The organism is Desertibacillus haloalkaliphilus (assembly GCF_019039105.1).
In the GTDB taxonomy this organism is placed as follows: domain Bacteria; phylum Bacillota; class Bacilli; order Bacillales; family KJ1-10-99; genus Desertibacillus; species Desertibacillus haloalkaliphilus.
In genome coordinates this window covers 19,802-38,846 of record NZ_JAHPIV010000023.1, presented here as the reverse complement: position 1 = coordinate 38,846, position 19,045 = coordinate 19,802, and the positions used below count along the sequence as shown (strand labels likewise).

Sequence of the window (19,045 nt, the reverse complement as noted above, 5' to 3'; positions counted from 1 at the left end):
GTGAAAGTAGATGGTATTCATATATTTCCTTAGCTGATAAGAGGTTATACACTTAGAAGATAATTGTGGAAACGATCTCGTTACCACGAATGAAATAAAAATAAAAAAATATAAAAAAAGCTATTTACTTTTTTAAAATAGTTTTATATAATAACATTATCAAGTTGAGAGAAAACAGTTTGGCCCGTTGGTCAAGTGGTTAAGACACCGCCCTTTCACGGCGGTAACACGGGTTCGAATCCCGTACGGGTCACCAACATATGGAGGATTAGCTCAGCTGGGAGAGCACCTGCCTTACAAGCAGGGGGTCGGCGGTTCGATCCCGTCATCCTCCACCATATTTAAGTTGACGATACAATGGTGTAACACATCACTGCAAGTCAACATCAGTAAATATCATATCTGGTCCGGTAGTTCAGTTGGTTAGAATGCCTGCCTGTCACGCAGGAGGTCGCGGGTTCGAGTCCCGTCCGGACCGCCATATTTATTAAAATAATAATGCAAGGTAGTAAAAGAAACTCTAAATGACTTAGGGTTATTTTTTTGATTAAGAATAGTAAAAATATTTGGAAAATAGAAATTTTCCAGTGAGTAATGGGTTCAGTTTTGTCAGAGAAAATGACAATTTACATAAAAGGCCGGAATCGCAGTAGAAATGTCCTTCATAAAGGTGATGAAGGACAAAGGAGTTGGAAATCGCAGTAGAAATGTCCTTCATAAAGGCGATGAAGGACAAAGAAGTTGGAAATTGCAGTAGAAATGTCCTTCATAAAAATATACGAACTATTTTCGTCGGTATAGCGACATCTTCAACCAATGGATATCTTAGTTCAACAAGGGAAGAAAATATGAGTAAAAACGCACAGAAAAAAATCTGTGCGTTTTTGTATGCTAATTGTAATGCTATTTAACCTGCGAATTAACGTTTTCCCTCCCAAAACTGAACCTGTTATCTGTTGTCCTAGCCTCTTTATTATTGGTTTGCAAATTGATCTTCTAAATATGTCACTGTTTCTTTTTCGTTATTAACTAGCAACCCACGGACGCTAATTCGGTTAGGGATGAGTGGGTGATTGCTAATGGTTGCTTTGCTTTTTTTAATAGCAGATTCGATGCAGTTCTCATCTCCTACTAACCATTGATACATATCTTCACCGATAGGGTCTTTTAAATATTCAAGAGTTTTGATGGCATTCTTTGTGATGCCATCATCATTCATTTTGCGCATGATCAGCTCTCGATCCAGCGTTCGTCGTTTAGCTTCTTGCTCACCGATGATATAAATTTCATCAACATTGTTTTCATAAATACTAATAATAATATTTCTTATTATACTATCAAATGGGTGAGAAATGACGTTATCATAGCTTTTTAAGACGATCATTTCTGTTGAACGAATATTTAATTCATCGAGAATGAATGGTTTGATGTCGTGGTCTAAACATGTAATAAATAGCTTCTTTGTCGTCGTGGCTTGCGTTTCTTTTGTTAATTCCATCTGAAAAATCCTCCTTTAATGATCTCACATTCGCTAATGGATGGTACTAATAGGGAGTATTTTTTTAAGCGATCCACTGTGCGACCGTAAAATAGATAGGAATACCTAAGATTAGGTTAAATGGAAAGGTGATTCCTAAAGCTAAACCTAAATAAATCGATGGATTTGCATGAGGAACACTCGTTTTCAGAGCAGCTGGTGCAGCGATATAGGATGCACTTGCAGCAAGTACCCCCATTAAAGTCATTCCCCCAAGTGATAGGTTCACGGCATAACCAACGAGTACACCGATCACTCCATAAAGGATTGGGATACAAATACCAAACAAAACAAGTTTTATGCCATGTTTTTTAATGAGATCTAACCGTTCTCCAGCCATAATTCCCATGTTCAATAGGAATAACATGAGGACACTGTTGTACAAATCAATGAATAAAGGTTCGATGACAGGGAGCCCATCTTTTCCAACAATAAGTCCAATAAATAAGCTTCCAACTAATAAAAGAACACTTTTTCCAAAAAAGCTTTCTTTTAAGACATCTTTATCGATCCATGAAAGTCCTGGTGTGGCTGTAATCCCTACCTGTTTTGTAGGGGCCATTGGTTGTTTTTTCGTCGTTTTAATGGCTCCGTAAATAAAAAGAGCAACAAGGATCGCTGGGATTTCCATTAGAACAACCATTGCATTCATGAAGCTTTCATAGCCTATGCTGTGGTTCTCTAAAAAGGATAAGGCAGCACCATACGTAACAATACTTACTGATCCATACGTCGCGGCTAAACCAATCGCGTTATTGATGTCTAGTTTTAGAGTGAAGCGGAGAATAATTAGCGTCAGGATTGGAGTGGCAATCCCTAGAAATAAGGTACCTGCAATCGGTTGAATCACTGCTTCTAGTGTATAATTAGAAAGTTCAATCCCGCCTTTAAGCCCGATCGCTACTAATAAATAAATACTTAAAGCTTCACTTAAACCTTTGGGAAACGTTAAGTCTGACTTGAAAATCGCTGCAATCAAACCAAGTACAAAGAATAAGACGACAGGAGATAAAAGATTCTCAGTAATAATTTCAATCATACTCTTTACCACCTTTTTTTAACTTTTCTTTATGTCCGGTTCAGAGACATAAAAAAAGCCGACAAGACAATGGCGGAAATAAATTTCGCCTATTATGTCATGTCGGTCTATTATTAACTCACCTTACCTTAAAGGTGTTTTAATGAATCTCCCGGAATCATATTAATTTTTTTTCAAGATTATCATTTAGCATAAATACAATGACACGTTCGCCGTTATGAACGCTTATATCTGTATGAAAGCTAACAACTTCTTCGTTTGTCATCTCATAAATAATTGATTTCAATTGTTGGTTGCCGCTCTCAATCAATGCTGCTCGTGTTTTTTTAATGTCTAATATCCCTTGAGGATCTTTAGCAAGTTCCTTTTCAGCAGGTGTAAGAACCCCTTTTAATATGACGATAATCATGTTTCTGACAATGTCAGTTTTTACATTTACTGACCCACGTCCGAGGTATTCTTTCTCCCACTGTGTTAATGATTTGCTGATTTCTGCTTCTAGTACGCTTTTTTTTAGTTGTGTCTTTTGCATGGTTCTCCCCCTTTTTTGGAACTAAAAAAGGTATACTTCTACCTAGACATGTCTAAACAGAAATATACCGATAACTTCTAATCCCCATCTTATAGCAACAAATAAAATTTTCACATGATCAATAACAAATATTAATCATATGCTAATTTCACTTTAGCTATAAGTGTGTATTGATAAAACTATTCGGAGTTGATTATTATATTACATACAGTATATAAAAACCGTCTATGTTTGTCAATATAAAATATTATAAGGAGTGAACGATTCATAACAGATCGGTTGTTTATTAAGCCAACTAACAGTCACCTCAGGTAAGAAACTAAACGAGGTGAGCTGTTAGTTGTTAACCAATGTCCTTTTGTTCGATTCGGTTAGGATTGAATTCTACGCTCACGTTTCCAACGTCTTCCACCTTTGTCTTCTTTGGTGAACTCTTGACTTAAAGCCTTATACAGAGAAATACATATCCCAACCATAATAATGGCAAATGGTAAGGCCGAGGTGATGAGCATCTGCTCAAGTGCCACTAGGCCACCGGCTAGTAGAAGGATGGCTGCAACCGCAGATTGTAAAATACCCCATGTAAATTTAATTCTAAGCCCTGGCTCCATTGAACCGTCGCTTGACATCATCCCAAGAACAAACGTCGCCGAATCTGCTGATGTAATAAAGAACGTCATTACCAGCAGAATCGCAATGAGTGAGGTAACCATACTTATTGGGAACTGATCAAGCGTAACAAATAGCGCAGTATCCATATCCGTATCAACCGCTGTACTAATATCTACGCCTTGGAATAGATCAAGGTGTATCGCGGATCCGCCAAAGACAGAAAACCAAAAGAAACATGTGACTGTCGGTACAAGAAGTACACCGATGACAAATTCTCGTATCGTTCTCCCTCTAGAGACACGAGCGATGAATGAGCCGACAAATGGAGCCCATGCAATCCACCATGCCCAATAAAAGATTGTCCAATCTTGTACCCAAGGGTGCTGGTCAATGGCACTTAATGAGAAACTCATTTGGACAAGGTTACCTAAGTAATCCCCAATCGACTGAGTGAATGTATTAAGAATAAATAGGGTTGGACCTAGCAAGAACGTAAACAGAAGCAGTAGCGCTGCCAGCACTAAGTTCGTGTTACTTAAATATTTGATCCCTTTCTTCAAACCGGTATAAGCAGATAACATAAATAATACGGTCACAATGGCAATAACTGAAATTTGAGTTGTTGTTGTGTTTGGTATGTCAAAGAGATAATTAAGTCCTCCGGAGATCTGTGACGCACCAAAACCGAGCGTGGTGGCGACACCAAAAATTGTCGCGAAAATCGCAATGACATCAATAATGTTGCCGATTGGCCCATAAACGCGATCACCAAGTAACGGTTTGAAAATCATGCTAATTAACCCTTTTTCTCCCTTTCTGAAGTTAAAGTAAGCAAGGGCAAGGGCAACTAATGAATAAATGGCCCAAGGTTGCAATCCCCAATGGAAGAACGTATAACGAAACGCCAATTTTGCCGATTCCTCTGATTCTGATGGTGCTATATCAAATGGTGCATACAAGTAGTGAAAGGTTGGCTCTGCTACTCCCCAGAAGACTAACCCTATCCCCATTCCGGCACTAAAAAGCATGGCGAACCAACTCGCTTTTGAAAATTCAGGTTCATCGTCATCTTTACCTAAGCGGATTTTCCCAAAGCGGCTAAATGCTAGATAAAAAATGAAAATAACGAATAACACGGCAATTAGTACATAGAACCAACCAAAAACTTCAAGTACAAAGGCTAGGGCATCAGCAGTGAGATTTGAGAGGTGATCTGTGAAGAACACACCCCAAAAAACAAATAACAGAGCGATAATAACAGACGTATAAAAGACAATCCCTGGTTTGCCTTGTTGATTTGTTTGTTCCAAGTCCATCCCTTCTTTCCTTATAGTGTTGTTTAACTAGTGTGTCCACTTGCTTGATTTTCATTTATGATATAGGGGCTGCCTGTCATCCAAGTCATCGTTACCTTAGGACAATAGGTGCGATAACTTGTAGACAGCCCCAAACGATAGGTGTAGATGTTTAATATGTGGTACGATATTTAAGGTTTAGCGTGATTTTTTTGATGTTCGATTACCGCTCCCATATTCATAAGAAGCTTCAAGCCCCGTATTTTTGGCTTTACGACTTAGTACGTGATATTGGTTGGGATCGCGTTGTCCGACTCTGTTATTGCTACGGTTTGTCAACATGCATCCTCCTTTTGAAGTAGTCATAGGTTAGTTTTGATAAATTTTTCAATCCTATACAAAAACTCATGAATGTTAGTAGGTATGAATTAAGGGTATAAATAAGGACACGTTGAGTAGAAAGAAGAGGTTGAAGCCATGCAAGAAAATAATAAGTTACACTCTTACCATCCAGCCACAGGCCAATGGATCGGTAAAGTTGAATTGACAGCCACCTCAGATGTGCCCGATCTTTATTCGAAGGCGAGAGCAGCTTTTGCGACATGGTCAGGTCTACGGTTACCTGAACGAATTAAGTACATAAGAAATATTCGCATTTATATGACGGAGCATCTTGATGATATTGCTACGGTTATCGCCGATGATACGGGAAAGGTAAAGACTGAAGCAGTTGTAGCCGATCTTTTGCCCGTTGTAGATGGTTTGTGCCATATCGAAAAACATGCCAAGCATATATTAAGTGAGCAAAAAAAGACGACACCACTTTTGTTTTTTGGTAAAAAATCGTACGTTGAGTATATCCCCCGTGGTGTTGTGTTGGTTATTTCACCTTGGAACTATCCGCTCCAACTCGCTCTTATCCCAGTTGTTAGTGCACTAGTTGCTGGGAATACTGTTATCCTCAAACCATCTGAGGTGACCCCGTTAGTGGGAAAGCAAATTGAAGACATTGTCCAAGGGGCAGGTTTACCTCCTCATGTTGTTCAAGTTGCTCATGGAGGAGGCAATCTTGGGGCCGCGTTAACAGCTGGGAAGCCGGATTATATTTTTTTCACAGGCTCTGTACGAACAGGCAAAATGATTCAACAACAAGCAGCCAAGGATTTGATACCGACCACTTTAGAGCTAGGAGGGAAAGATCCAATGATTGTCTTTGAGGATGCCAATATTGAGCGTGCTGTTCAAGGGGCTTTGTGGGGAGCGTTTACTAATAGTGGACAAGTATGCATGTCTGTCGAAAGGCTTTATGTACATCGAAGCATTTATGACTCGTTTAAAGAAAAATTAGTTGCAGAAGTGAAGAAGTTAAAACAAGGTACGGCTATTGATGATGACATTGGCTCGATGACCTATCCCCAACAGGTAGAAATCGTTAAAGCTCAAGTAGAAGAAGCGATACGTGAAGGGGCTACATTAGAAGCTGGTGTGGTACCGGAACAATGGGATCAGAGTAGTGGGTTGTTTATCCCGCCAACTGTTCTAACCAATGTGAACCAAGAGATGAAGGTTGTCAAAGAGGAAACGTTTGGCCCTATATTACCGATGTTGCCATTCGATACAGAAGAAGAGTCCATTGCCCTTGCTAATGATTCAAATTATGGATTAAATGCAAGTGTTTGGAGTTCAGATATAAAGAAGGCTAAGCGAGTGGCTAGTCAGTTGCTGAGTGGAAATGTCTTAATTAATGAGGTGATTGTTACAGTAGCTAATCACCATTTGCCGTTTGGGGGAATAAAAGAAAGTGGGCTTGGACGTTATCATGGTGAGGCTGGTTTGCGGGATTTTTGCCATGAAAAATCAGTCATGGTCGATAAAGGAAGCAAGAATAGTGAACTCTATTGGTATCCATACCGTGAGAAATACCCGTTACTAAAAGATTTAATTTATCATTTATATTCAAAAAAGCGTAACTGGGCAAAGTTTGTTCGTACGTACAAAAAGCTACTTAAAAAGTGAAAAAATTGTTTGGAAAGGAAGATGTGAGATGCTCCATGAATTTGTTATTTCTGTTTCATCAGATGAAATTGAGCATGTTATTGAAAAATTAACGGCAGCTGGAATCATCAACCTTTATTATGAGGCGCCAATCGAGGTCACAAAAGTAAGAAATGGGTATGATTTTATAGAAACGAATAAGGAGATCATTGAACTGAAAATTTACGGTGATCCAGAAGAAGTACCAGATTTACCGGAGAGTTATTTTAATCAACTCACTCAAGTACTAGCCATTGAAAAGTCAGCTATTCATTACCAAAAAATAGAAGTCGATTACTCTACTCCAGCTTTTACTGATGTTGACTTAGGGAATGGTTGGGTGATTGCCTATCCTGGCTCTGATGAAGATTATACGAATAAACAGGTCCTCAAGTTTGATCCGCAAGCTGCGTTTGGGACAGGGCTGCATGAAACCACTCAAGATTGTTTACGGATGTTATTAGCACGTGATTTAAACCGATGTGACGTCCTTGATTTAGGTACTGGATCAGGAATCTTAAGTGTTGCCTGCGCGCGAAGGGGAGCAAAAGCAGTTACTGCTGTTGATATTGAGCCTGTTGAACGTGAAGTGAACCATAATGCATCATTAAATGACATCTCTACTATTCAAATCGTACAGGCAGATTTGTTTGCTACAGATTTCAATATTGATCAGACATATGATTTGATCATTATTAATATTGGTGCTGATGAAACGATTCAGCTCATTCATAAGCATCAGTTATTAGCTAAAGGAAAAAGCTTTTTGATTTCTGGTATTGTCGAGTGGAACTGTGAGCAGCTAAGGTCTCTGTTTACAAAGGCGGGTTTTGTGATCAAGGATGAGCAGCAATCAAATGAATGGATTACGCTTTATATTGAATAATGTAGCAGCTTTTTTGAAGATCGATGAGATTTGTAAAAAGGTGTTTCCATTTTCCCATTTATACAGTATGATAATTAAAATAGATAGTTCTATAGGCGTGGATCTGAAGTGCCTTACGATGCTGATAGGTAAAAGTTACTAACACAAACCTATTAATTTTCATAGCGGATAGTAGTATGATAGAAAAGTGATTATTATGACTTCAGAGAGAAGCAAAAGTGAGGGGTTATTATGGATAAGACATCCGTTATTGGAGTTTTACTAGGTGTTGTCGCATTGTTAGTTGGTATGGTAGCCAAAGGAACTAGTCTTGCCGTCTTAGTTAATCCAGCGGCCATTTTAATTATTTTTGTTGGAACCATTGCTGCTGTGTTAATTGCATTTCCAACAAATGAGATTAAAAACGTACCAAAATTATTTAAAATCTTATTTTCAGATCAAAAGGAACAGAAAATCGTTGATGTTATACCGTTCTTTGTTGAATGTTCAAAAGTCGCCCGACAAGAGGGACTTTTGAGTTTAGGAAATAAGATAGAAGAAGTAGAAGATCCATTTTTAAAGCAAGGTCTGCAAATGACAATGGATGGGATGGAACCTGAATACATAAGAGATACGATGGAAGAGGAAATAGCTGCGATGCAAGATCGTCACGCTGTTGGTGCAGGGATTTTTACACAAGCAGGAACCTATGCTCCCACATTAGGGGTGCTTGGAGCTGTATTAGGTTTGATTGCAGCTCTTGGTGATTTAAATGATATGGATGCCTTAGGTTATGCCATTGCAGCCGCGTTTGTTGCTACACTTTTTGGTATTTTTAGTGGGTATGTATTATGGCATCCGTTTGCCAATAAGTTGAAGAGAAAGTCGAAACAAGAGGTCATGGTTAAGCAAATTATCGTCGAAGGGGTCCTATCCATCCAGCAAGGTGTCGCACCTCGAGCGATTGAGGAAAAATTATTGGTTTATTTACCGATTCGTGAACGTAATAAGCTCCAGTCTACGGACGGTAAAGGTGCGGATATCGATGCCTAGGAGAAGGAGAAAAGAGCAAGAAGAACATGTTGATGAATCATGGTTAATCCCGTACGCGGATATGTTAACGTTGCTACTTGCGTTATTTATTGTATTGTTTGCGATGAGTTCAATCGATGCTGAAAAATATCAAGAGATGAGAGTCATTTTAAATGATGCTTTCGGTGGTGGTGACCTTTTTGATCATTCTGGTCAAGTTCCGATCGATGTCGGTCAAACAAGTACATCTCAGCAAAATCAAGGTGATGGTCAGGACGAATACCATCAATTGGAGAACCTTCAAACTGAAATTGATGAATACATCGCAGTTAATGATCTAGAAGAGCACCTTGATACTCATTTAGATCAGGAAGGACTGATGGTAACGATATTAGATCATGCTCTATTTGACTCGGGAAGTGCTGAAGTGAAAGCAGAGGCTAAAGAGTTAAGTGAACAAATTTCTGACATGCTTATTTCTGAGCCAGCCCGTCGTATTCGTATTTCTGGTCATACAGACTCCCTTCCAATTTCCAATCAGCAGTTTCGTTCCAACTGGGACTTAAGTGCGATGCGTGCACTCAACTTTATGAAAGAAATGTTAGAGAACCCTAACCTTTCACCAGAATATTTCAGCGTGACAGGATACGGGGAGCATCGCCCGGTTGAATCGAATGATACAGTTGAGGGTCGAGCGGAAAATCGGCGCGTTGAAATATTGATTTTACCGAATCAATAGTATATCTGTTGGGGGTAGCCATGAAAAATTTAGTTGTTATATTGAGCATTTTGGTGGTAGGTTTATCTGCTGCGTTAGTCTATCTCATATTGGGTGATGGTGATGGGGTCGATGACCTTGCTGACCGAGTGAATCATACAGAGACGATCGTGACCAATTTAAATGGTAGTGGAATGATTCAAGCAAGTTTTGCTTTTGAGGTTGATGCTGCATCAACGACAAAGGAGCTAGAAAAAGCATATCCATTAGTTGAGAGCGCGATTATTAAATATCTTGCCTCGCATGATCGACACTCTTTGCAGGGAACAGAAGGTATTGATGAGGTGGAGGATGAGCTAAAGAAGAACCTAAATGAACTGTTAAGTAGTGGTGAAGTCATAAATGTATATACGACTCAGAAGGTCGTTCAATAATCTATCTAAGCCTTCCTGTACTGGGGAGGTTTTTTTGTTGTACAGTCTCCTATATTTCCCCCCCTAATGCTCTAGTCAAAGATGGTTGCTATTTTTAAAAAAGTAGTGAATAGTGAACCTATTATTGTTGCAATCATACATCTAAACAGATAAAATGACAGTTTAATAGAAGGAATTATTTTACACTATATTAGTTTATAGGAGACAGGTAATGGATGTACAAGTAGGTTCAGTAGGTACAATCATAGGGTTGCTCGTCACGATCGTATTAATATTGCGAAAGGTAAACCCTGTCTATGCGATGATGGTCGGTGCTTTGTCTGGTGGTCTAATCGGTGGCTTGTCAGCGGTAGATACCGTTAACCTCATGATCGATGGTGCAGAAGGGATGACCGGGGTTGTTTTACGAGTATTGGCAGCAGGGGTCCTAGCTGGTGTTTTGATTGAATCTGGAGCCGCCAAGACAATTGCTGAATCAATCTTACATAAGTTAGGAGAAACAAAAGCGTTGCTTGCGATTGCAGGGGCAACGATGATACTTACGGGTGTCGGTGTATTTATTGGTGTAGCTGTCTTAACCGTAGCACCAATTGCACTGTCAATTGCCAAAAGAGCCAACCTATCAAAGTTTGCAGTTTTGCTCGCGATATCAGGAGGGGGAAAAGCAGGAAACATTATTTCCCCGAACCCGAACACGATTGCAGCAGCCGAAGCTTTCCAAGTTCCCCTAACGTCAGTTATGTTTGTTGGCGTCGTTCCGGCGTTCGGCGGTCTATTAATGACGTATGTACTAGCGAAGTTCTTGATTCATAAAGGGAGTAAGGTCAGTAGTGAAGATGTTAATGTTGAAGAGAATAAAGACTTACCATCTCTGGCTTCAGCACTAACAGCTCCGTTTGTGGCCATTGTCCTCCTTCTCTTCCAACCGCTCTTTCATATTACGATAGACCCAATGCTTGCACTTCCGATTGGTGGGATTGTCGGGGCGATTGTGATGGGCAAATCAAGCCATTTAAACTATTACATTCGTTCAGGCTTAGATAAGATGGCTGGTATTGCCATGCTTTTGTTAGGAACAGGGACGCTTGCAGGTATTATTGCTCATTCTGCTATAATTGATGTTATTCTTAATGGTATTGAATCACTAGGATTACCTGCTTATTGGCTCGCTCCTATTGCAGGGGTAACGATGTCAGCGGCTACTGCTTCAACATCAGCAGCCACTGCCGTAGCAGGTGGTGTGTTTGCGCCAACAATCATCGAGTTAGGGATTCATGCACTAGCAGGGGCCGCCATGGTACATGCAGGGGCAACTGTCCTTGATCACTTGCCTCATGGAACATACTTTCATATTACACAACGTAGTGTGAATATGGATATGAAGGAGCGGTTTAAACTGTTACCATATGAAACGCTTATTGGTATCACTATTGTCTTATTTTCGACATTGATTTTTGGTGTGTTTGCGATTCTGTAACCTTTGATAAGTGATCAAAAGGCACGTGATATGAGGGGTGTAAATATGGAAATTTTTGCTCACCGTGGAGCATCGAGTACTCATCCAGAAAATACGCTGGCAGCTTTTGAGGCGGCTGCCAAGCTCGGTGTCGACGGAATAGAATTTGATGTCCAACTGACAAAAGACGAAGTTCCGGTCGTTATTCATGATTTTACGATCGATCGTACGACGAATGGAACAGGGAGTATAGCAGACTTATCGTTAGCAGAGTTACGCCAGTTCAGCGCAGGGAGATGGTTTGCGCCAAGATTTGCAAGTGAACTCATTCCCACCCTCGATGACGTCCTTGAATGGGCGCAGAGCTATCCTTTGACGCTAAATATTGAGCTAAAGGGTACTGCTTTGGATCGTGAGAAATTAGCAGCACAAGTTCGTAACCGATTACAAACGTTTAAGATGAATCGCGTCATTTTATCTTCTTTTGATCATCAGTTAGTGCAGTCACTTGCGAAAATCGATCACATTGAGACTGCTATTATTGTCCGTGCTAGCCTTCATCAACCACTGAAGTACCTGACATCGGTTGGCGCTCAAGCGCTGCATTATTATTACCCGATGATGAAACAGTCGGAGGTTAAAGAGTTAATTGATGACAATATTTTTGTAAGGCCATACACTGTGAATGATGAAGAGCAAATGAAACGTTGTATGGAAATGAATTGTTCTAGTATCTTTACTGATCACCCCAAGTTAGCTCGATCGATACGCGAAGGACAATAGGCATGAAGGAACAACCCATACAAAAAGGATGATCTCCTTTTTGGTATGGGTTGTTTTGATATTTACATTGAATCAATCGGTGTTCGTGTTAATTTCCAGATTTTATTTGCATACTCAGAAATGGTGCAATCACTTGAGAATTTACCGGAATGTGCGATATTGGTGATGCTTTTCTTCATCCATAACTGTTGATCACGATACGCTTCGTCGATGATTTCCTGTGCTTCGGTGTAACTATCGAAATCCTTTAGCACGAAAAATTCATCATTTTGGGCGAATATCGAATAATGGATATCACTAAAATCAACATTTTTGCCAAAAAACCCATTGATCAGCTGATCGACAACGGTACGGAGGCGTTCATCACTATCGTAAACGTCACGGGCATTGTAGCCACCATATTGGTAATAATGTAAAACATCCTCGGGTTTTAGTCCGAAAATAAAGATATTATCTGTACCAACCATATCTTTAATTTCTATGTTAGCGCCATCAAGTGTACCAATGGTGAGCGCACCATTCATCATCAGTTTCATATTCCCAGTCCCAGAGGCTTCCTTACTTGCGGTTGAGATTTGTTCGCTAACATCGGTTGCAGGAATGATTTTTTCAGCTAAAGATACGCTATAATTTTCTAAAAAGATGACTTTAAGCTTATCATTAATTGCTTTATCTTGATTGATGACCGAGGCCACAGTTGTGATCAGTTTTATCACTTTTTTGGCGAAATGATAACTAGGAGCTGCCTTTGCCCCAAAGATAAACGTTCTCGGTGTAATATCTAATGTTGGATTTTCTTTGAGATGGTTATAAAGGTCAATGATTTGAAGAATGTTTAATAGTTGTCGTTTGTACGCATGGAGTCGCTTAATTTGGACATCAAAAATAGATGTCTCATCAACTAGGATGCCTGTTTGTGCAGCGACAAGGTTAGCGAGTTTTCTTTTATTATCCAATTTGACTCTCCTTACTTTTTCTTGAAAAGAGAGGTCCGATGTATATTTAAGTAGCCCGATTAATTCTTTTGGATTTGAGATCCAACGTGTACCAATCGCTTCTGTAATCACTTTGCTTAATTTAGGATTTGCTTGCAACAGCCAGCGTCTGTGCGTAATTCCGTTTGTTTTGTTATTGAATTTATGTGGATAAATAGAGTAGAACTTCTTCATTTCCTTTTTCTTTAAAATGTCGGTGTGAATTTTTGCTACACCGTTGACACTGTGACTCCCCACAATGGCAAGGTGTGCCATTTTCACTTGCCCATACGCAATAATTGCCATTTCGGAAATGTCATCACGCATATGAGGGTAGTGATCCCAAATCGATTTGCAAAAACGCTCGTTGATTTCTTCAATAATCATATAAATTCGAGGTAATAGTGATTTCATCATTTCAACCGGCCACTTTTCTAGTGCTTCGGATAAGGTGGTATGGTTCGTATAAGCGACGGTTTGTGTCGTGATTTCCCAAGCTCGATCCCAGCTATAACCCTCTTCATCCATAAGGATTCTCATTAGTTCAGGGATGACTAATGTTGGGTGTGTATCGTTAATATGAATTGCAATTTTTTCATGAAGCGTTTCTAATCGAGAGCTGTAGTTCTCCTTATAGGAACGAATAATGCTTTGGACCCCAGCTGAAACAAGGAAGTATTGCTGTTTTAGACGCAATAGCTTACCTTCGTGGTGTGAATCATCAGGGTATAAAAATTCGGAAATCGTTTCAATCGAACGTTTATAATCAAGATAATTATAATAATCATGGTGCCCCGAACGATGAAACGGAACTTCTGATTCAGCGACCTCCGCACTCCATAACCGCAACGTGTTAACCGTGTTTGTGCCATAGCCAACAATAGGAACATCATAAGGAACAGCTAATACGGTTTGGTGGTTTCTAGAGTGAAAATGAAGTCGTCCACCCATTTCTTCAACATCAACCGTGCCCCCGAACCTAACTTTGACACTTTTATCAACGCGACGGACTTCCCATACATAATCTTCTTTTAACCAGTAATCAGGTAATTCAACTTGATATCCATCGATAACCTTTTGTTGAAATAATCCATATTTATAGCGGATGCCACAGCCGTGTCCCGGGAGTTGTTGCGAAGCTAAAGAGTCAAGAAAGCAAGCGGCTAATCGACCTAATCCGCCATTGCCAAGCCCCGCTTCTGCTTCCTGGTCAAATACTTGTGAAGGATTCAAGCCTAACTCTTGAAGGGCATCGTTACAGGTGGTGAGCATCTGCGTGTTCACTAGGTTACTTTTCATTAATCGACCAAGTAAAAACTCCATTGAAAAGTAGTAGACTTGTTTCTCTTCTTGTTCATAATATTGTTTATTCGTAGAGATCCAGTTTTTATTGATTTCGCCTTTAATGACAAGTCCTAGCGCCTGATAGACATCCATAGGCGTTGCATCCTCAATGGTTTTTCCGTGCCGTGAGTGAAGCGTATCAATTAACTTTTTTTTCAACTCTTCTTTACTCATTTGAATCAATGGGGTCACCTCTAATTTGAAATTAGTGTCCTTGTTGAACAACTTATCCATATGTTTGTGTTGTCATTATAAAACTGGTCCGACTCTTGTTGTTGTGAACTCATTATAAGCATGAATACAGCGTTTTAAACCGTCTGTCCGTTTCCTATTCTATGCTATACCTTTATAAAAATGGCTGTTTTTATCATTATACTCCAGATTTTAATGGACTGAGAGAAATGAGTAATATTTCTACATTTGGATAATTTAAAAACAGAGTCTTGTTACGTTACAAATATGAGTAGGAAGAGGTGTGTTTATTACCATGAATTTTCTATGGGGAATATTAGGTATTGTTACTGTTTTTTTAATTGCTTTTCTTTTTTCAAGAGATCGCCGTCATATACGCTTAAGGACCGTTCTTGGGGGATTAGCGATTCAAATCGGATTTGCCGTTATTGTTCTAAGATGGGAAACAGGACGAGCAGCTCTCCAATGGCTAACAATGGGTGTCCAGAAAATTATTGACTATGCCGATGAAGGCGTCATGTTCTTATTTGGAGGCCTATGGGATGGAGAAGCTGTTGGGTTTGTTTTCGCTTTTCAAGTGCTAACGGTTATTATTTTCTTTTCTTCATTAATTGCAGTCTTGTACTACATCGGGGTGATGCAATGGTTTATCAAGATCCTTGGTGGTGCACTATCAAAAATATTGGGCACAAGTAAGGCTGAATCAATGTCAGCAGCAGCTAACATTTTTGTCGGACAAACCGAAGCGCCACTTGTTGTAAGACCATACTTGGCTAAAATGACACATTCTGAATTGTTCGCAGTCATGACAGGAGGGCTTGCATCAGTAGCCGGTTCGGTGCTTATCGGTTACTCACTCATGGGTGTTCCATTAGAATATTTATTGGCGGCAAGTTTTATGGCAGCACCAGCTGGTTTAATCATGGCTAAGATGATCTTACCTGAAACGGAACGATCTGAAACGACAGACGATATTAAGATTGAAAAAGATAACGAATCCACAAATGTCATTGATGCTGCAGCTAGAGGCGCAGGCGTTGGTTTGCAATTAGCATTAAATGTCGGTGCCATGTTATTAGCCTTTATTGCATTAATAGCATTAATTAACGGGATTTTAGGTGGTATTGGCGGTTTATTTGGCTTTGAGAACCTGTCACTTCAGTCGATTTTAGGCATTCTTTTTTCGCCGATTGCTTTTGCGATTGGTGTTCCGTGGGGAGATGCCATTACTGCAGGTAGTTTAATTGGGCAAAAAATTGTCTTAAATGAGTTTGTTGCGTATGCGGAGTTTCAACCTTATATTGAAGCTGGGGATTTGTCCGAAAAGACGATCGCTGTCGTTAGTTTTGCATTATGTGGATTTGCGAACTTCTCCTCGTTAGCTATTCTTCTTGGGGGACTTGGTGGACTAGCACCAGATCGTCGTAGCGATATTGCTAAATTAGGGATGAGAGCAGTCGTAGCAGGTACTTTAGCCTCGTTATTAAGTGCATCCATTGCAGGGATGTTATTTTAATAAAGACGTATGATGTGGATGGTCTAAAATTCTTTACTTTTGACCGTCCACCTTTTTTACAATCACCTAAAAGAAAAAATAGAGTAGAAAGGACGGGGACTTTTATACTAAAATAAAGGTAACTATCAAGCAAAAAGGTGATTGTATGTCTGAAGGGATAGAACCATTTTATGATAAGGAAGTAACTTGTTTATTATGTGAACATAAATACATAACGAAACGTCTACGATCTCGATTCGTGCGTGTCAAAAGAATTGAAAGTGATTTTTATACAGAATATAAGGATGAGAATTACATTCCCTATTTTTATGAAATAAGTGTTTGTCCCCAGTGCGGTTTTTCATGTGCGGATACGTTTTCAACAACTTTATTGCCACATATTGAAGAAAACATTGTGAAAAAATTGAGTAGTCAGTGGCAACCACGAAATTATGGAGGGCTACGAACCGTAAATGATGCGATTGAAACTCATAAGCTAGCGCTTTTGTCAGGGTCATTAAAAGAAGAAAAGCATATCGTTCTAGCGGGAATTTGTTTACGCTTATCTTGGCTATATCGAATGAAAAAAGTGGCTGACCAGGACCTTCGTTTCTTAAGACTTTCACTGAAATATTATGAAGGTGCCTATCAGGATTCTGATTTTATAGGAACGCAAATGACAGAAATGAAGCTGTTGTATTTAATCGGAGAATTACATCGCAAAGTAGGTAATCAATCCGAGGCTGTTGTCTATTTTTCCCGGGTTATTAATCATAAAAACCGATCGATTGAAAAGAAAGTAGTAGAAATGGCTAGGGAACAGTGGCAACTGATGCGTGAAGAAAAAACGAAAGTGTAGAGTGACATCTGAAGTAAAAGCTCACACGTTAAGATACATGACGGAGGGGACAGCCTTGTTTTTTAGCCCTTATCAATTTTCGTTTGTAGTGACTTGCTGTTCAATTGGTGCAAAAAAGGGTAGAATTTATAGGATGTGATAAACGAACAGCTCCTCCAACAGAGGATGGCTTGGAAAGGAAGGAAGAACCTATGTCTAAGATTGATGTCTCGAAGTTTGAGAAAATTATTGAGATTAGGAATATAGAACGAGACGATTTTGAAGATCTTATCGAGTTACAAAAATTATGCTTTCCAAATATGGATCCTTGGAAGAAAGAGCATTTAGAGAGTCATTTGAATATTTTCCCTGAAGGACAATTTTGTGTTGAATATGATGGAGAAATAATTGGATCTTGCTCTAGCTTAATCATAAATTTTGATGAATATGATGATGAACATACATGGGAAGAAATCACAGAAGATGGTTATATCACAAACCATGATTATGAAGGATACAATCTCTATGGCATGGAAGTCATGGTTCACCCAGACTACCGGCGCATGAAAATTGGTAGACGCTTGTATGAAGCGCGTAAAGATTTAGCGCGTCAACTTAATTTGAAAAGTATTATTATTGGTGGGAGAATTCCAAACTATTATAAACATGCTAGTGAGTTGACGCCAAGGCAATATGTTGAAGAGGTCATGATTCATAATCTTTATGACCCTGTATTAACCTTTCAAATTATTAATGGGTTTACGTTAAAACGAATTAATAAAAATTATTTAGAAGATGATGCAGCATCGATGAAATATGCGACGCTGATGGAATGGAACAATGTTGATTATAAGGCGACGACGAAACGGCATTTTAAAACGTCGTTTCCTGTACGTATCACAACCATTCAATATATGATGAAAAAAATTGACTCATTTGAAGAGTTCGCGACCCAATGTGAATACTATACAGACGTAGCCGCAGGGTATGGCTCAGATTTTGCAGTATTTCCTGAAATATTTACAACGCAGTTGCTTTCGTTTTTGCCGGAAAAAAGTCCTAGCCGCGCGATTCGTCGGCTCACTGAATTTACAGAAGACTACATTGAGTTATTCACGAACTTAGCTGTCCGATATAACATTAATATCATTGGTGGTTCGCATTTTGTCGAGGAAGGGAACAAGATTTATAACATTTCCTACCTGTTCCGTCGCGATGGGACAATTGAAAAACAGTACAAGCTTCACATTACACCAAATGAACGCAAGTGGTGGGGCATTTCACCAGGTAATGAAGTTAACGTATTTGATACTGATTGTGGTAAGATCGCCATTCAAATTTGTTATGATATTGAATTCCCTGAACTCGCCCGCATCGCTGTTGATAAGGGTGCCAATATTATTTTTACACCGTTTTGTACTGATGAACGACAGGGATATTTACGTGTGAGGTACTGCTCGCAGGCGAGAGCCATTGAAAATCAAGTGTATACCGTCATTTCAGGTACGGTCGGGAACTTGCCACAAGTTGAGAATATGGATATTCAGTATGCTCAATCAGGGATTTTTACACCATCGGACTTCTCGTTTCCGCGAGATGGCATCGTTGGTGAATGTAACCCGAATATTGATACGGTTGTCGTCGGCGATGTTGACTTAGAGATCTTAAGACGTCATCGTAAAACGGGAAGTGTCGCTCAATTAAAGGACCGACGACGCGATATTTATGAAATTAACTATAAATTAAAGAAATAACACTCGAAGGCTAAGCTTGTATTCAAACATGAATGCAAGCTTTTTTAATGGGAGAACATTCGAACGAAATCGGTTCGACGGGAAATTGTATACTGGCGGGTCCTTCCGTGA

The 19,045-nt window shown here is 39.5% G+C and carries 15 protein-coding genes and 3 tRNA genes; 13 read left to right on the top strand and 5 right to left on the bottom strand.

Annotation, left to right across the window (positions count from 1 at the left end):
- Positions 1–181: 181 nt before the first annotated feature.
- The 3 genes from KH400_RS19710 (at position 182) to KH400_RS19700 (ending at position 481) form a co-directional block, all read left to right on the top strand.
- Positions 182–256, top strand: a tRNA-Glu gene (locus KH400_RS19710).
- A gap of 6 nt (positions 257–262) precedes the next feature.
- Positions 263–338, top strand: a tRNA-Val gene (locus KH400_RS19705).
- Between the two features lie 66 nt (positions 339–404).
- Positions 405–481, top strand: a tRNA-Asp gene (locus KH400_RS19700).
- 492 nt (positions 482–973) lie between these two features.
- Here the strand turns inward: KH400_RS19700 and KH400_RS19695 are convergent.
- The 4 genes from KH400_RS19695 to KH400_RS19680 all read right to left on the bottom strand — a co-directional run bounded on the left by KH400_RS19695 (position 974) and on the right by KH400_RS19680 (position 4,997).
- Positions 974–1,498, bottom strand: coding sequence for a carbonic anhydrase (locus KH400_RS19695; RefSeq protein ID WP_217227604.1), 525 nt, complete (start codon positions 1,496–1,498; stop codon positions 974–976).
- Positions 1,499–1,562: 64 nt separating this feature from the next.
- Complete coding sequence (locus KH400_RS19690; RefSeq protein WP_217227603.1) at positions 1,563–2,576, bottom strand: sodium-dependent bicarbonate transport family permease; 1,014 nt, start codon at positions 2,574–2,576, stop codon at positions 1,563–1,565.
- Positions 2,577–2,733: 157 nt separating this feature from the next.
- Positions 2,734–3,108: a Na-translocating system protein MpsC family protein gene (locus KH400_RS19685; protein ID WP_217227601.1), complete on the bottom strand. Its 375-nt coding sequence runs from the start codon at positions 3,106–3,108 to the stop codon at positions 2,734–2,736.
- Positions 3,109–3,479: 371 nt separating this feature from the next.
- Positions 3,480–4,997 carry a glycine betaine uptake BCCT transporter gene (locus KH400_RS19680; protein WP_438821130.1) on the bottom strand — a complete coding sequence of 506 codons (1,518 nt, stop codon included), beginning with the start codon at positions 4,995–4,997 and terminating at the stop codon, positions 3,480–3,482.
- A 495-nt stretch (positions 4,998–5,492) separates the two neighbouring features.
- Here KH400_RS19680 and KH400_RS19675 point away from each other — a divergent pair, with 495 nt between their 5' ends.
- The 7 genes from KH400_RS19675 to KH400_RS19645 all read left to right on the top strand — a co-directional run bounded on the left by KH400_RS19675 (position 5,493) and on the right by KH400_RS19645 (position 12,337).
- A complete protein-coding gene (locus tag KH400_RS19675) occupies positions 5,493–7,031 on the top strand; it encodes an aldehyde dehydrogenase family protein (protein WP_217227598.1) in 1,539 nt (512 codons plus the stop codon).
- Positions 7,032–7,059: 28 nt separating this feature from the next.
- Complete coding sequence (locus tag KH400_RS19670) at positions 7,060–7,935, top strand: 50S ribosomal protein L11 methyltransferase (RefSeq protein WP_217227597.1); 876 nt, start codon at positions 7,060–7,062, stop codon at positions 7,933–7,935.
- A 231-nt stretch (positions 7,936–8,166) separates the two neighbouring features.
- Entirely contained in the window at positions 8,167–8,967 is an 801-nt protein-coding gene (gene motA, locus KH400_RS19665; RefSeq protein ID WP_217227596.1) for a flagellar motor stator protein MotA, read from the top strand.
- Positions 8,960–9,685 carry a flagellar motor protein MotB gene (gene motB / locus KH400_RS19660; RefSeq protein ID WP_217227595.1) on the top strand — a complete coding sequence of 242 codons (726 nt, stop codon included), beginning with the start codon at positions 8,960–8,962 and terminating at the stop codon, positions 9,683–9,685. The genes motA and motB overlap by 8 nt, the downstream gene beginning before the upstream one ends.
- Positions 9,686–9,705: 20 nt before the next feature.
- Positions 9,706–10,098: a flagellar basal body-associated FliL family protein gene (locus KH400_RS19655; protein ID WP_217227594.1), complete on the top strand. Its 393-nt coding sequence runs from the start codon at positions 9,706–9,708 to the stop codon at positions 10,096–10,098.
- A gap of 211 nt (positions 10,099–10,309) precedes the next feature.
- The gene (locus KH400_RS19650; protein WP_217227593.1) at positions 10,310–11,575 is read left to right on the top strand and encodes a GntP family permease; all 1,266 of its coding nucleotides are present in this window, start codon (positions 10,310–10,312) and stop codon (positions 11,573–11,575) included.
- 45 nt (positions 11,576–11,620) lie between these two features.
- A complete protein-coding gene (locus tag KH400_RS19645) occupies positions 11,621–12,337 on the top strand; it encodes a glycerophosphodiester phosphodiesterase (RefSeq protein ID WP_246589887.1) in 717 nt (238 codons plus the stop codon).
- A 62-nt stretch (positions 12,338–12,399) separates the two neighbouring features.
- On the opposite strand, the gene KH400_RS19640 is transcribed toward KH400_RS19645, so the two are convergent.
- A complete protein-coding gene (locus KH400_RS19640; protein WP_217227619.1) occupies positions 12,400–14,829 on the bottom strand; it encodes a glycogen/starch/alpha-glucan phosphorylase in 2,430 nt (809 codons plus the stop codon).
- Positions 14,830–15,142: 313 nt separating this feature from the next.
- Between KH400_RS19640 and KH400_RS19635 the strand changes: the two genes are divergently transcribed.
- From KH400_RS19635 to KH400_RS19625, 3 genes are all read left to right on the top strand, one after another.
- Positions 15,143–16,363 carry a NupC/NupG family nucleoside CNT transporter gene (locus tag KH400_RS19635; protein WP_217227591.1) on the top strand — a complete coding sequence of 407 codons (1,221 nt, stop codon included), beginning with the start codon at positions 15,143–15,145 and terminating at the stop codon, positions 16,361–16,363.
- A 145-nt stretch (positions 16,364–16,508) separates the two neighbouring features.
- A complete protein-coding gene (locus tag KH400_RS19630; protein ID WP_217227590.1) occupies positions 16,509–17,201 on the top strand; it encodes a DUF2225 domain-containing protein in 693 nt (230 codons plus the stop codon).
- Positions 17,202–17,392: 191 nt separating this feature from the next.
- Positions 17,393–18,934 (top strand): bifunctional GNAT family N-acetyltransferase/carbon-nitrogen hydrolase family protein, encoded by a 1,542-nt coding sequence (locus KH400_RS19625; RefSeq protein ID WP_217227589.1) that lies wholly within the window; start codon positions 17,393–17,395, stop codon positions 18,932–18,934.
- Positions 18,935–19,045 lie beyond the last annotated feature (111 nt).